This is a genomic window from Streptomyces litmocidini, assembly GCF_014649755.1.
In the GTDB taxonomy this organism is placed as follows: Bacteria; Actinomycetota; Actinomycetes; order Streptomycetales; family Streptomycetaceae; genus Streptomyces; species Streptomyces litmocidini.
The window spans coordinates 156000-168665 of sequence record NZ_BMTQ01000003.1; the positions used below are offsets into that span (position 1 = coordinate 156000).

Genomic DNA, 12666 nt, shown 5'->3' on the forward strand with positions numbered 1-12666 from the left:
CCGCACGCCGGGCCGTCCGCCGGCAGCTCGCAGCTCCGGGGCCCCCGCCGGAACCCTCGGGCTCCGCGCCCCACGACAGCGCCTCGGCCGTGACCCGCACCGGCTCGGAACCGGACACCCGTAGGCTCACCACCGACGGCGACAGGAGGTCGGCATGTGGAAGCGGGCCCTCGACCGGGCCGGGGTCGGGGAACCACGGCTGCGGCGGGACTACACGGAGCAGCGGCGGGCGGCGCGGAGGTACAGGACGGCCGAGTACGCGGCCGCGCGGCTGCTGCTCCCCGCCGGGCTGCTGCCGCACGTCGTGGCCGCCGTCGCGTTCATGCACGACACCGACGAGCGGATCGACCGCGGGACCCCGGACGAACGGGCGGCCGCGCTCGCGGAGTGGGACGGGCTCGTGCGGAAGGCCTTCGCCGAGGGCGACTCCGGGCTGCCCGTGCTGCGTTGCCTGGTGCGCACCTCCGAGCACCACCCCGGCGTGCGCGCCCACGTGGAGGATTTCCTGCGGGGCTGCGAACGCGAGGTCGCGTGGCGGACCATCGCGGACGACGAGGAGCTGGAGCGGTACGTACGGGAGTACTGCCTGCCCGCCCTGATGCTCACGGCCTGTCTGTTCGCCCCCGGCGACAAGGCGGCCCGGGCGGCGTTCACGGACGGCTGCCACCGGCTCATCCGCGCGATGCAGCGCATCGACTTCCTGGAGGACCTGTCCGAGGACGTGCGCGCGGGCCGGGCCGGCGTCCCCGCCGACGCGGTGGCGCGCCACGGGGCGGACCTCACCCGGCCCGACGCGGCGCTGGGCCGGCTCGTCGAGGAACAGGCGGACCTGGCCGCCTCCGACCTGGCCGCCGTCTCCCTCACGGGCCTGGTGGCCCCTTCGTACCGGCCCTTCGTGCGGGCCCTCGTGGGGGTCCAGCACCTCCGTCTCGACGCGATGCGCCGCGCGGGCGCGTCCCTGGCGACGCGGGCCTCCGGGCCGCCGGCGCCGGCGGCCGCCGCACTGTTGCTGCGGGAGACGGCGGCACGACGGGTGCGGTGGGCCCCGGGGGCCGGGGCGTCCGGAAAGTAGCGCCGTCCGCTCCGCTCGTGCCGCGCCGGGTCCGGTCGGCGACCTCGATCGCGAAGGCGTCCCGTCTTCCGTTCCTGCCCGCGTCGGTGGGATGGGGAACACGCGGTGAGACGCCGTACCGCAGCCGTTCGGCGTCGAGCGTCCGGCGGGCCTTCCTGAGGACCTCGGGCGGCGGGCCGTGGGGCTGGTCGAAGAGGAAACGTTCATCTCGAACCGCAGGCGGATCGCGGCCGGAGAAGGAGACCCCGCTCCGGCCGGGGCGCCGTCGTAGGGCCGCGGGACCGTGTCGGGCGTGTCTTCCTGGCGGAAGCGGCGGAAGCGGTGAAAACGGCTCCGTGGGGGAGGCTCACGGGAGCGTGCCCGCCCGGCGCCGACCGGCCGACGACGTGCGGTCCGGGTTGCTCACGGGGACCGTCGGTCCCCCGGTGGAGGACGACGCCCTGGCCGGCCGGACGCCGGCTCCGGCCCCACCCGCAACGGTCGGCGCGCGCCTCGTGGAGGAACGTGGAGGACCGGCGCGGCGCCGTCGTCCCCGGGCCGGGGGCGCACAGGACCTGCCCGCGTCGGCGTACGGCGTGAGAGGCCCGGCCGGCGGGACGCGAGGCCCGCACGGGGTTGGGGTGCCTCCGGGGCCCTCCGGGCCCCGGAGGGCCCCGGAGGGCCCCGGAGGCCCGGGCGGGAGCAGTGCTCACACGGGACCCTGGCGCACACTGGAAGGGTGCTCTGGACCCCACCGTGTCTCGGCGAGCTGCGGGAGCGGGCCGGTGAGGCGCTGCTGCACCGGGTCGCGGGCCCCAGCGCGCACGAGAAGCGGGCCCGCATCCACGGGACGCCGGGGCCTCGCTGGTTCGGTCCCGACCGTCCGGTGCTCCTCGTGCACGCGGACGCGGCGATGTACGTCGGCGGGCTCGCCGCGCTGCTCCTCCAGTCGCTGCACCCCGTCGCGATGGCGGCGGTCGCCGCGCACTCCGGCTTCGAGAGCGACCCCTGGGGGCGGCTCCAGCGCACCAGCACCTTCCTGGCGACCACGACGTTCGGCACGGCGCAGGACGCGGAGCGCGCGGTGCTCCGGGTGCGCCGGGTGCACGACTCGGTGCGGGGACGGACGCCGGAGGGCGTGCCGTACCGGGCCTCCGATCCGCATCTGCTCGCCTGGGTGCACGCGGCCGAGACCGCCTGTTTCCTCAGGGCCCACCAGCGGTACGGACGGCATCCGCTGGATCCCCCGGCGGCGGACGGCTACGTCGCCGACATGGCCGGGGTCGCGCGCCGGCTCGGGGTCGTGGACCCGCCGGAGAGCACCGCGGACCTGACGGCGCGGCTCGCGGAGTACCGGCCGGAGCTGCGTGCCACCGCGCAGTCGCGTGCCGCGGCGCGTTATCTGCTCTCCCGGCCCCCGCTGCCGTGGCCCGCGCGGCTGCCCTACGCGTTCCTGGCCGCCGCGGCGGTCGAGCTGCTGCCCCCGTGGGTCCGGGCCCGTCTCGACCTGCCGTACGCCACGCGCCTGCTGCTGCCGCTCGCCCGTCCCGGCGGGCGCGCCGTCGTCGCGGGGATCCGCTGGATCATGCCCTCGGCGCCCCGGCGGACGCGAGGTCCCGGAGGCGGTCTCCCCCGGCGCGAGTCGCCCTCGTCCCGTCCACGGGAGTGATCCGGTGGGACGCCCCGGCGGTCCTGGAGCGCCCGTGGGCGACGGCGTTCCCGTCCGACTCCCCCAGGACGTTCCGGAGAACCCACACGCCCACGTTTCCTCTGCCGGCAGCAGGGCGCATCGTCTCGCGCGCACCTCGGGCGCGGTCGTTCTCACCGGTACCGCGTCTCCCGCACCGCCCGCCGGTGCGTGGGCGGTGCGGGCGGGCGTACCGTCGCCGGTCGGCTCCTCCCGGGCGGGTTCCTCTACCCCGAATGCCCCTGACCCCCGCCGCGGGAGCGCCCGCGGGTGATCAACCAGGTGCCGCCGACGACGATCAGGGCGAAGACGGCCAGCACCGCACCCAGCGCGGTCAGCAACCACAGCCGTTCGCGCAGCCTCAAGGTGCCGCTGAGGGTGACCTGGAGGGAGCCGACGGCGAAGGCGATCGCCGAGGTGAACACGGCCACGAGTTCGACCGCCCGTATGGAGGAGCTGTGCAGGGCGCGTTCCAGGTCGGCGTTGGCGGCCTCCTGGCGTCGCCAGCGGGCCTCGTGCTCCGCCTCGCGCGCCGCCCGCAGCCGGGCTTCCTGGATGGCGTCCCGCTTGACGAGGTACTGCTCCATCAGCAGCTCGCGGCTGAAGGTGCCGTGGTGGGCGAGCAGGGCCAGTGCGGCGTCGACGTGCGACAGGGCCTCGTCGTGGTCGGCGCACAGGTGGTGGGCGGTGGCGAGGCGGAAGCGGAACATGTGGTTATCGGGGTGGGCGTCCACGGCCTCCTGCGCGAGCCGGCGCAGGAGTTCGCCCTGGCCGTCGAAGGGCACGGAGAACGCCAGTCCGTTCAGGCACACGTCCATCACGTGCCGCGAGCGGTGCGCGGCCTCCCATGCCCGCTCCAGCAGGTCGCGGGCGTGCCCGGTGGTCAGGGCGCGGCTTCCGAACGCCGCGAACGCGCGCAGGGCCAGGAGCACCGGCTCGTCGCGGTGGCGGCCGGCCACGGTGGCGAGGGCGGAGGTGGTGAGGGCGGCGTTCAGGTCGTCGAAGGCGAAGTTCGCGCGGAGTTTTCCCGCGTGGTAGAGGAGGAGGGTGAGGGCCGTGTCGGCGGCTCCGGGGACTCCGACGAGACCTCGGGCCGCCTCGTCGAGTTGTTCGCGGGTCTCCACGTGGGACCGGTTGATGAAGCCGTTGCCGAGGGTCCACTGCTCGCGGACGGCGGAACGGCATCCGGGCGTGGTGTGCAGGGCGATCCAGCGCGCGCAGGCCGACGCGGTGTCCGTGGACGGCCTGTCGGCGAAGCGCCGCCGCCAGTAGCGGTCGGCGCAGACGAAGAACGGGTCGGTCGCGAAGTCCGCGGTCCTGACCTCGAAGTCCGGTTCCCGCCCGCTCTCGTGGAGTTGGAGGGCGACCTCCTCGGCGACGCGTTCGAGGTCGGCGGCCTCGGTGCCCACTGCCGCTGCCAGCCGGGCCCTGAACCGCTCGTGCGTCCGTTCCCGCGCGGCCGGCGTGTCCATCGCTTCCCCCTGCTCCCCCTGCGTGATCGTTCTCCCGACCGGAAGACCCTACAGGTGAGGGCCGACGCGCCTTCGGGACCTCTCCCCGTACGCCACAGGGGTGCGTCGGGCGCTGATGCCGGGGAGGCCGTCGAGTTCGTCCGGAGCCGGTCGCCCGCACGGCACGCACGGCCCCGTCGGCTCCCGCACGACGGTTTCGACCGGTGCGGAGGTCGGGTGGACGGGGCGCCGGATGGCCGGATGGACGGGTGGACGGGAGACGTGGTGGGCGCGCCGTGAGGGGTCGTCACGGGGGGCGGGAGGGCTCGGAGTCATCACATCGCACCGCGAGCGTTTGACATCCCCCAGGAGCCACTCAAGAGTGCATCTCAGTTGATGTCGGACAATCCAGACAGGAGTCAGGAATGCGCTTGTGTACCGACCGTGGGCGTCGTGGCCTCGTCCTGCCCGCGCTGGCCGTCGCCTTGGCCGTGCCCTTGGTGTCCGCCTCCCCCGCCGCGGCGTGTTCCAACGGCACGGTCACCCGCTCCGGCGGCGTCGTCACGTACGAAGCGCAGCCGGGCGTGGCCAACCAGGTCACCTTCTACGTCGCCACCGCCCCGCTCCTGCGGGTGTCCGACCCGAACGGAATCACCGCGGGCCCCGGCTGCACCCAGACCAGCCCCCGCACGGCGACCTGCGGCACGATCGACGGCATCACCGTCATCCACGCCGACGGCGGCGACGGCGACGACCGGCTCGCGGCCGGAGCGGACCTCAACGTCCCCGTCGACTTCAACGGAGGGCCCGGCCGGGACGTCCTCGTCGGCGGCACCGCCGACGACCACCTGGAGGATCCCGACGGCTGGCCCGTCCGCCCCCTCCAGGCCACCTTCCGCGGCCTCGCCGGCAACGACGTCATCGTCAGCCGCAACGGCGGCTACGACCGCGTCGAGTGCGAGGGCGGCAACGACACCGTCACGGCGGACCCCGCCGTCCTGGACCGGGTCACGAACACCTGCGAGACGATCGACCGGGGCTGACCCCCCGCCACCACACCGGCCGGGACTCCCCGCTCCGGCGACCCGCGCGGTCCGGACGGGCACGACGTCGTGCCCGTCCGGACCGCGCGCGTCCGGACGAGCGGTCCGGTCACCGCCCGCGGTGGCGGTGGCCGAGGGCGGTCACCGCCAGGGCGGTCAGGACGAGGACGTCGACCGCCTCGACCACGACCGTGGGACGGACCAGTTCCGCGTCCGCCGATTCCTCGAAGCCGAACAGGCCCGTGGTGAGGCTCAGGAAGAGCGCGCCGAGGGTGCCCGCCGTGAACAGCGCGGTGACCGTGGCGACCGGGGCGAGCCTGCGGGACGGGGCGAGGAGCAGGGCCGCGGCGAGGAGGCAGCCGAGGACGCCGTTCAGCAGGAACAGGCTGCCGATGGTGGCCAGGTCGCGGTAGCCGTCGGCCCACAGGGCGAGGTGGATGGCACCCGTCGTCGCGGTCAGTGCCGCGGCGGCCGCCCGCAGCACGAGCACGGCGGCACGGCCGGTCGAGTCAGTAGCCATGGCCGGGAGAGGTGGGAGGGGCAGGGGTGCCGGGATTCGCCGGGGTGGCCGGGACCGTGCCGGACTCGTTGGCGCCGGACTTGTCGACGGGGGCGCCCGCCACCGTGATCTCGGTCTTCATCCCCAGGTCCTTGTGCCCGTCGACCGGGCAGTAGACCTCGTACCTTCCCGCCTTCAGGGTCACCGTGAGGGTCGTGGCCCCGCCCGGGGCGACGGTGCCGGAGCGGTTCCCGCCGCCGGGTCCCTCGACTTCCAGGGCGTGGTCGTGCTTCCCGGTGTTCGTCGCGACGAAGGCGTAGGTGCCGGGCGTGAAGGTCCGTCGGGACAGCGTGATCCTGAAGTCTGCCAGGTCCGCGGTCACCCGGGTCGCGCCCGCCGGCGCCGTGCTCTTCCGGGCGGGGGGTGGCGCGGTGGTGCCGCTGCTCGAACCGTTCCCGCCGCTTCCGCAGGCGGCGAGGACGCCGGCCAGCCCGACGGCCGACAGGGCGAGCACTGCGCGGGTACGTGGTTCCGTCATCGTTCCGTCCTCCTGACGGGGCTTCCCTTCCGGCCCGGCCGTCCGGCCCGGTCGTCCGGCCCGGTCGTCCGGATCGGTCCCGGCCCGGTCCCCCGGTTCGCTCCCCCACAGGGAGTACGGCGCCGGGCCCCTCCGGGATTGCGGGGCCGGGCGGACAATGGGCGCAGGCGATCCCTTCGGGGACGTCGGACGTATCCATGGGTGTGGGACGCATGGGCCTTCCGCTGGAGCGGGTTTCCGACGAGGCACTGCTCTCCGGTCTCGCCACGGGCGATCCGGAGATCGCGGTGGCGTTCGTACGCCGCTTCCAGCGCGCGGTCTACGGCGTGGCCGTCGCCGTGGTCGGCGACCCGCGGCTCGCGGAGGACGTGGCCCAGCAGACCTTCGAGCGGGCCTGGCGGCACGCCCAGGTGTACGACGGCCGGCGCGGATCGGTGCGGACCTGGCTGACGGCCATCGCGCACAACCTGGCGATCGACGCGGTACGGGCGCGGCGCGCGACCCCGGTGTCGCCGGAGGACCTGGAGACGCTGGTCGGGATCGTGTCGGAGACCCCGGAACGGCGCGCGCTCGCCGACGACGCGGCCGAGCGGGTCCGGCGGGCGGTGGCGGCGCTGCCCCGGGAGCAGGCACGGGCGCTGGTGATGGCCGGGATCTACGGGATGACGGCGCGAGAGGTCGCCGCCTTCGAGGGCGTGCCGCTGGGCACGGCGAAGACCCGGATCCGGGCGGGGACGATCAAGGTGCGGGCGCTCCTGGAGAGCGAGGAGACGCGGTGAGCGGCATGGACTGCGAGCGGCTGCGTGAGGAGGGCGCCGAGCTGGCGCTCGGGATCCTTCCCGCGCGCGAGCGGGCCGAGGCGGTGGCCCATCTGGACCGCTGCCCGGACTGCCGGGCGTACGTGGAGCGGCTGACGGCGGTCGGGGACGGGCTGCTCGGGCTGCTGCCGGGGGCGGAGCCGCCGGTGGGCTTCGAGAGCCGGGTGGTGCGGACGGTACGCCCCGCCCCCGACCCCGCTCCCCCTGCGGCGGCCGGGCCCAGGACGCGGGGGCGCCGGCTGCGGGAGCGCCGCTTCCGGTTCCGGGCGGCGGCGGCGGGCGTGGCCACGGCCCTGGCCTTCGGTTTCGGCGGCTGGGCGGTGGGGACCGTGGTGGAGGGCGCGCCCCGGGTGGTGGCGCCGGCGCCGCACGTCCTGGAGGCGGCGCTGGTCTCCCCGGACCGGGCCGGAAACGGTCGGGAGGTCGGCCGGATCTACGCGCACCCGGCGGACGCCACGAGCGGACACGGCTGGGTGTACATGTCGGTCGACCTCGGTGGCGGAGCGGTGGCCGACGGTCCGGTGCGGTGCCTCCTGGTGCGCGCCGACGGGTCCGTCGTACCGCTCGGCTCGTTCCACGTGAAGGCCGGTTACGGCTACTGGGGCGCCCCGGCCCCCGCAGACCTGGCTCCCGGCACCTTGAGCGGCGCCCGCCTGGTGGCCGCGGACGGGACGGTCCTGGCGACGGCCCGTTTCGCCGGAGCCGCACCGCTCGCCTCGGGCCCGGCCGGCGCGGGGGCCGACGAGCGGGGCGGGGCGGGGCCGGCCGGCCGGTGATCGCCGTGGGTGCGGGGATGCCGCCGGCCGTTCGGCGTCCGTGTCCGCCGCCCGTCCTCGCGGTGGTCCTCGGTGCTTCGGTGGCGGCCGCGTTCCTCGCCATCGTCCGTGCCCCCTGCGGCGCCACGGCCCTGGCCGTCTGCGCGGTGGCGCTCGCCGGGGAACGCCTGCGCGCCACCAGGGAGTCGCACGACGTCGTCCGCACGGCCTCAGCGTGAGCGTCGTGAAGGCGGGGAGCGGCGGCCACGTGGCCGACGCGCGCCGGGAGGAGACGCGCTCCGGGCGATCGGGCGGACCGGCCGGGAGGCGCTCGCCGAGGTGCGGCGCGCCCCGGCCGCCCCTGCACGGGCCGCGGGCGCGCGATCGTGCCCGCCGGTGATCAGCGCCTACGAGCCGGGGCCCGTGAACGCCGCCCGCCGACCGGCCGGTCCCCGGCCGGTTCCGGTCAGGGTGGCCGGCCCCTCGGCCCGGGCCGCCACCGCCCCGGCGAAGACGTCGGGGTCGTCGAACATGATGTTGTGGCCGGCGTCGGGCACGGTCACGACGTCCACACCGGCCGCCCGGAGTCCGTCCGCGCCCGGCAGGTCGCCGCTCAGCCCGCCCTGCAGGTAGACGCGCGGGACGCGCGCGTGGACGAACATCTCCCGCATCACGGGCTCGGTGCCCCGTACCAGGTGGGCGGCGGAGCGGTGGAGGGCGAGCGGGTCGGTCAGGCGCATGGTGGCCGCCCAGGTCGGGCCGACGCGTTCCAGGACGCGGGCGAAGCCCCCGCCCCGTACGAACTCCTCCTCCGTGTACGACGCGATGCCGCTGCTGCCTGCCGCCGGTGCCGGGAACGGGTCGAGGTTTCCCTCGGTGACGACGAGCCGTCCCACCAGGTCGGGCCTGCGGTGGGCGAGGACGATGGCGACCGCTCCGCCCATGCTGTGCCCCGCGATCACCCCGTCGCGCACCCCGGCCGCGTCGAGCGCGGCGGCCAGGGCGTCCGCGTGGTCCTCCAGCCCGTAGGCGAAGTCGGCGGGCCGGTCGCTGATGCCGTGGCCCGGCAGGTCGACGAAGAGGAGCCGTCGGCCGGCGAGTTCGGGGCGGGCCGCGATGTGCGCGTGGTAGACGGTCGACGCGGCGCCGAGGCCGTGCACGAACACCACCGCGGGCCCCTCGCCGGCCGCCTCGGTCCATCGGACGACGCTGCCCCGCTCGTCGAATCGCGCTTCGCGCACGGTCCACTCCCCTCTCGATACCTCGGCATCACAGTACTACGACAACGCAGTACTACGGCAGCGTCACCCTGGGGGAGAATGCGGGCATGCTGGAACTGTCGATCCTCGGTTTCCTCCACGAGACCCCGCTGCACGGCTACGAGCTGCGCAAACGCATCACCGCCCTCACCGGCCACGTCCGTCCGGTGGGCGAGTCCACGCTCTACCCGGCGATCAAGCGCCTGGAGAAGGCCGGACTGCTGGTACGGGAGACCCGGCCCGGCCCGGCCGCCGCACCCCGCCAGGTCCTCACCCTCACCCCCGCCGGCCGGGACGAACTCCGACGCCGCCTCGCCGACGCCGAAGGCCCCGAAGTGACCGACGAGAACCGCTGGTTCACCCTCCTGGCCTTCCTCCGCCACCTCGACGACCCCGCCGCCCAGGCCACGGTCCTCCGCCGCCGCCTCGCCTTCCTGGAAGAGCCCTCCAGCTTCTTCCACGACGGCGACCGCCCCCTGCGCGCCGAGGAACTGGACGATCCGTTCCGCCACGGCATCCTGACCATCGCCCGCGCCACCAGCCGGGCGGAGCTCACCTGGCTCCGCGCCACCCTCAGCGACCTGGAGAGCGCTTAGCGGGCGCCGCCCCTCCGACGGATCGGCCCGCCGGCCGGACGCGCACGTCCGAGGCCCGGTCGTGTCGAACGGCTGGTCGTGTCGTTCGCGCGGCTGCGGCCGATCGGCTCGCGCCGGCGGTCGGACCGCTCGCCGACGGGGCGTCCCCACCTCGGGACACGGCCCCGATCACTGCCGCACCCTCCGTCCTCCCCGGGGAACGGTCACGTCCTGGGGTGAGGGGAGGGTCGGGTCCCCCCCACCCCGTGGACATCATGAGGCGCGGCCGATGGCCGCACGCCGTGACGGGGCGGCCGGGCGTCGACCCGGATGGCGGGCCGGGTGGGGTCAGTCGGTGTCGCGCGGGTCGAAGGAGTCGGTGTCGACCGTCAGCGGCTCGGGGAAGGCTCCGGCGACGGCGTCCCAGCGGACGAACTTGAAGCCGGTGCCGGCCCGGTCGCCGTCGGCGGGGGTCGCCTCGCCGTCATGAGTGACCAGCAGGCCCTCGGGGAAGTTCCGGCCGAGGGGGACGTTGACCACGGTGGAGCCGTCGGAGTGCTGCACGCCGTCGACCGTGCCGTCGTCGACGCGGAAGGAACCGACGTAGTCGTTGTCGCCGTCGCGCTCGTAGACCGCGAAGGTGTTGTCGCCCTGGCTGGAGGCGAGGACGTATCCGGTGCCGTCCTCGGCGTGGTAGACGGTGACGCCCTCCGCGTCGGCGCGCAGGTGCTCACCGCCGAAGCCGGGGTCGTGCGCGGTGTCGAGGACGCATTCCTCCTCCGCCGCGTCGTACGTCCAGGGCGTGCCGTACTCGTGGACGCGGTCGACCGGCTTCGGGTCCCCGAACTCCTCGTCGTCCAGGTCGATCCGCCACAGGCCGACCCGCTCCTGGGCGGCGTACAGGACGTGCTCCTCCAGGTCGACGGCCATGCCCTCGACCTGCGGGTTCTCGCCCGGGTCGGCGCAGGGGGCCCACGTCCTGCCGTCGGGCAGGGTGAAGGCGGAGGGGAGATCGAGGGTGTCCTCGGTCTCGTAGCCGACGCGCCCGTGGTCGTCCGTCAGCCGGAGCAGGCGCAGCCGCGCCTCCTCGCGCTGCGAGACCACCGCGTAGGCGTCGTCGCCGTCGCTGAAGGCGGTCAGGCCGTAGGAGGTGCGCTGGCCCTCCACCCCGGCCTCGTCGGCGGCGAAGACCGGTGCGGCGCCGGGGGCGGTGACGTCCCTCAGCGGCGGCCGGCCGGCCGCGACGGCGGCGGGATCGATGGCGAAGGCGCGGACGCGGTCACGACCCCGGTCGCTGACGAGGGCCAGGTCCGTCTTCCGGCCGCCCAGCTCGAACCCGTAGACGATGTCGACGTTGTTGAAGCGACCGGGCTTGGCGTCCTCGTGCGGGGCCGGGGGCGCCGCTACGTGCTGCAGGCGGCGGCCGTCGAGTCCGTAGACGTCGAGGCCGGCCTCCTTCAGCGTGCCGACCACGATGCTGCGGCCGGGGTTCTCGGGGTCGACCCAGACGGCCGGGTCGTCGGCGTCGGCGTTGCCCCCGGCCTCGTCGTCGTACACCGCGGGGGTCTCCACGGTGGCGGTGACGGGGACCGGGCTCACGGGCCCGGCGGTCAGGGCGAACGCGGTGGCGAGTGCGGTCAGGCCGCTGAGAGCGAAGGCGCTCACGTCACTCCTTGGTAGAGGGCTGATCGCCGTGGAGGTTAGGGAAGTTCGGCAAAGGGATCGCCACACGGTCGTGAACGCGGCGTGAGCACTCGCCGGCCGACGGGATCGGGGCGGGGCGGCCGACCCGGTGTACGCGGACGGGGCGGAGCAGTAGAGTCCGGCGAAACTTTCTGCAAGTCTTTGCAATTCAGAGAGGGACCAGTCATGCCGGGATTCGCCCCGCCCGTCGCCGACGAGCGCACCGCCCTGACCGCCTATCTCGCCCACCAGCGGCGCGCGTTGCGCGTCACCGCCCACGGCCTGACGGACGAACAGGCCCGCACGGCGGCCTCCGCCGGCGAGTTGAGCATCGGCGGGCTGATCAAGCACGCCGCACGGTGCGAGACCTTCTGGACCGACCTCATCCTCCAGCAGCAGCGGGAGCCGCAGCGGAGGGCGGACGAGTCGGACGACGACGAGTTCCGGCTCGCCCCGGACGAGACCCTGGCCTGGGCACTGGCCGCGCACGCGGCGGCGGCCGAGCGGACGGACGCGGTGATCGCCGGCGTCGCGGACCTCGGACAGGCCGTTCCCGTGCCACGGGGACTCCCCTGGTTCCCCGCCGAGGTCGAGGAGTGGTCGGTCCGCTGGGTCCTGCTGCACCTGATCGAGGAGACGGCACGCCACGGGGGTCACGCCGACGTCATCCGCGAAAGCATCGACGGCGCGACCCTCTATCCACTGCTCGCCGCGGCCGAGGCGTGGCCCGACCCCTGGTTCCGGCCGTGGGAGCCGGGACGCTGAACGCCGACGGCCGACGGCCGACGAGCGCCGGTCGGCGGCCCGCGCGCCCCGGACGCCACGTCAGGACCCTTGACTCCCACGGGAGTTCGCCCCTAGCTTGCTCAAGTTCTTGCGGAAATTTACAGCAAGAACTTCCATCCTCCTGGGACGATACGAGCCTCGTCCCCGCACCCGCACCCGCACCCGCACCCGCACCCGCAAGAGGAGCCCCATGACGATCGGCCTCGCCGCCACGTCCAGGCGCACCACCGCGTTATCCGCATCCGCCGCCCTCCCGCCCGGGCTCACCGCCACGCTCGCCGCGTCCGCCCCGCCCGCGGCGGCTTCCCCCGGCGCCGACGGCGCCGGGGCCGTCTCGCCGACGGAACACCTCGGCGACGTCACCCGGGAGAGCGGAGCCGACCGCACGGCCACCGTGCCGGCGGAGGACGGCGCGTCCCTCACGGACACCTGGCGCGACTGATCCGTCCGCACCGGGGGTGGGTCCGGCCCGGCCGCGCCGGGCCGGACCCACCCCCGGTGCGCGGCAGTCGACAGCACCC

Annotated in this window: 14 protein-coding genes; 9 read left to right on the forward strand and 5 right to left on the reverse strand. The window is 75.2% G+C overall.

All coding sequences use genetic code 11. The features are described from left to right. Positions 1-154: 154 nt before the first annotated feature. Positions 155-1072, forward strand: a complete 918-nt coding sequence (locus IE180_RS07260; RefSeq protein ID WP_190155944.1) for a squalene/phytoene synthase family protein — start codon at positions 155-157, stop codon at positions 1070-1072. A 718-nt stretch (positions 1073-1790) separates the two neighbouring features. Continuing rightward, the gene (locus IE180_RS07265) at positions 1791-2720 is read left to right on the forward strand and encodes an oxygenase MpaB family protein (protein WP_190155945.1); all 930 of its coding nucleotides are present in this window, start codon (positions 1791-1793) and stop codon (positions 2718-2720) included. A gap of 245 nt (positions 2721-2965) precedes the next feature. Here IE180_RS07265 and IE180_RS07270 read toward each other — a convergent pair whose 3' ends face one another. Continuing rightward, complete coding sequence (locus tag IE180_RS07270) at positions 2966-4210, reverse strand: hypothetical protein (RefSeq protein ID WP_190155946.1); 1245 nt, start codon at positions 4208-4210, stop codon at positions 2966-2968. A gap of 410 nt (positions 4211-4620) precedes the next feature. Here IE180_RS07270 and IE180_RS07275 point away from each other — a divergent pair, with 410 nt between their 5' ends. Continuing rightward, entirely contained in the window at positions 4621-5232 is a 612-nt protein-coding gene (locus IE180_RS07275) for a hypothetical protein (protein WP_190155947.1), read from the forward strand. Between the two features lie 109 nt (positions 5233-5341). Here the strand turns inward: IE180_RS07275 and IE180_RS07280 are convergent, their stop codons facing one another. After that, positions 5342-5752, reverse strand: coding sequence for a hypothetical protein (locus tag IE180_RS07280; protein WP_190155948.1), 411 nt, complete (start codon positions 5750-5752; stop codon positions 5342-5344). After that, positions 5742-6269: a copper-binding protein gene (locus tag IE180_RS07285; RefSeq protein ID WP_190155949.1), complete on the reverse strand. Its 528-nt coding sequence runs from the start codon at positions 6267-6269 to the stop codon at positions 5742-5744. Before IE180_RS07285 ends, IE180_RS07280 begins: the two co-directional genes overlap by 11 nt. Before the next feature lie 197 nt (positions 6270-6466). On the opposite strand from IE180_RS07285, the gene IE180_RS07290 reads away from it, so the two are divergent. The 3 genes from IE180_RS07290 to IE180_RS07300 all read left to right on the forward strand — a co-directional run bounded on the left by IE180_RS07290 (position 6467) and on the right by IE180_RS07300 (position 8081). Then, complete coding sequence (locus IE180_RS07290) at positions 6467-7048, forward strand: RNA polymerase sigma factor (protein ID WP_229860350.1); 582 nt, start codon at positions 6467-6469, stop codon at positions 7046-7048. A 5-nt stretch (positions 7049-7053) separates the two neighbouring features. After that, complete coding sequence (locus IE180_RS07295) at positions 7054-7863, forward strand: anti-sigma factor family protein (protein WP_229860392.1); 810 nt, start codon at positions 7054-7056, stop codon at positions 7861-7863. Positions 7864-7925: 62 nt separating this feature from the next. After that, positions 7926-8081, forward strand: coding sequence for a hypothetical protein (locus IE180_RS07300; RefSeq protein WP_190155951.1), 156 nt, complete (start codon positions 7926-7928; stop codon positions 8079-8081). Positions 8082-8249: 168 nt separating this feature from the next. On the opposite strand, the gene IE180_RS07305 is transcribed toward IE180_RS07300, so the two are convergent. Beyond that, entirely contained in the window at positions 8250-9083 is an 834-nt protein-coding gene (locus IE180_RS07305) for an alpha/beta fold hydrolase (RefSeq protein ID WP_190155952.1), read from the reverse strand. Between the two features lie 86 nt (positions 9084-9169). Between IE180_RS07305 and IE180_RS07310 the strand changes: the two genes are divergently transcribed. Next, positions 9170-9697, forward strand: coding sequence for a PadR family transcriptional regulator (locus IE180_RS07310; protein WP_190155953.1), 528 nt, complete (start codon positions 9170-9172; stop codon positions 9695-9697). A 327-nt stretch (positions 9698-10024) separates the two neighbouring features. Here the strand turns inward: IE180_RS07310 and IE180_RS07315 are convergent, their stop codons facing one another. Next, entirely contained in the window at positions 10025-11341 is a 1317-nt protein-coding gene (locus tag IE180_RS07315; protein WP_190155954.1) for a phytase, read from the reverse strand. 204 nt (positions 11342-11545) lie between these two features. Here IE180_RS07315 and IE180_RS07320 point away from each other — a divergent pair, with 204 nt between their 5' ends. Both IE180_RS07320 and IE180_RS07325 read left to right on the forward strand, forming a co-directional pair. Beyond that, positions 11546-12124, forward strand: a complete 579-nt coding sequence (locus tag IE180_RS07320; RefSeq protein WP_190155955.1) for a DinB family protein — start codon at positions 11546-11548, stop codon at positions 12122-12124. A 211-nt stretch (positions 12125-12335) separates the two neighbouring features. Beyond that, on the forward strand, positions 12336-12587 hold the full coding sequence (locus tag IE180_RS07325) for a CBM20 domain-containing protein (RefSeq protein WP_190155956.1): 252 nt from the start codon (positions 12336-12338) through the stop codon (positions 12585-12587). The last annotated feature ends 79 nt before the right edge of the window (positions 12588-12666 follow it).

Bases quoted from the DNA above. Each gene is read 5' to 3' on its own strand.
- IE180_RS07260 (WP_190155944.1), top strand. From the start codon at position 155: ATGTGGAAGCGGGCCCTCGACCGGGCCGGGGTCGGGGAACCACGGCTG.
- IE180_RS07270 (WP_190155946.1), bottom strand. From the start codon at position 4,210: ATGGACACGCCGGCCGCGCGGGAACGGACGCACGAGCGGTTCAGGGCC.
- IE180_RS07280 (WP_190155948.1), bottom strand. From the start codon at position 5,752: ATGGCTACTGACTCGACCGGCCGTGCCGCCGTGCTCGTGCTGCGGGCG.
- IE180_RS07285 (WP_190155949.1), bottom strand. From the start codon at position 6,269: ATGACGGAACCACGTACCCGCGCAGTGCTCGCCCTGTCGGCCGTCGGG.
- IE180_RS07290 (WP_229860350.1), top strand. From the start codon at position 6,467: ATGGGTGTGGGACGCATGGGCCTTCCGCTGGAGCGGGTTTCCGACGAG.
- IE180_RS07295 (WP_229860392.1), top strand. From the start codon at position 7,054: ATGGACTGCGAGCGGCTGCGTGAGGAGGGCGCCGAGCTGGCGCTCGGG.
- IE180_RS07310 (WP_190155953.1), top strand. From the start codon at position 9,170: ATGCTGGAACTGTCGATCCTCGGTTTCCTCCACGAGACCCCGCTGCAC.
- IE180_RS07320 (WP_190155955.1), top strand. From the start codon at position 11,546: ATGCCGGGATTCGCCCCGCCCGTCGCCGACGAGCGCACCGCCCTGACC.
- IE180_RS07325 (WP_190155956.1), top strand. From the start codon at position 12,336: ATGACGATCGGCCTCGCCGCCACGTCCAGGCGCACCACCGCGTTATCC.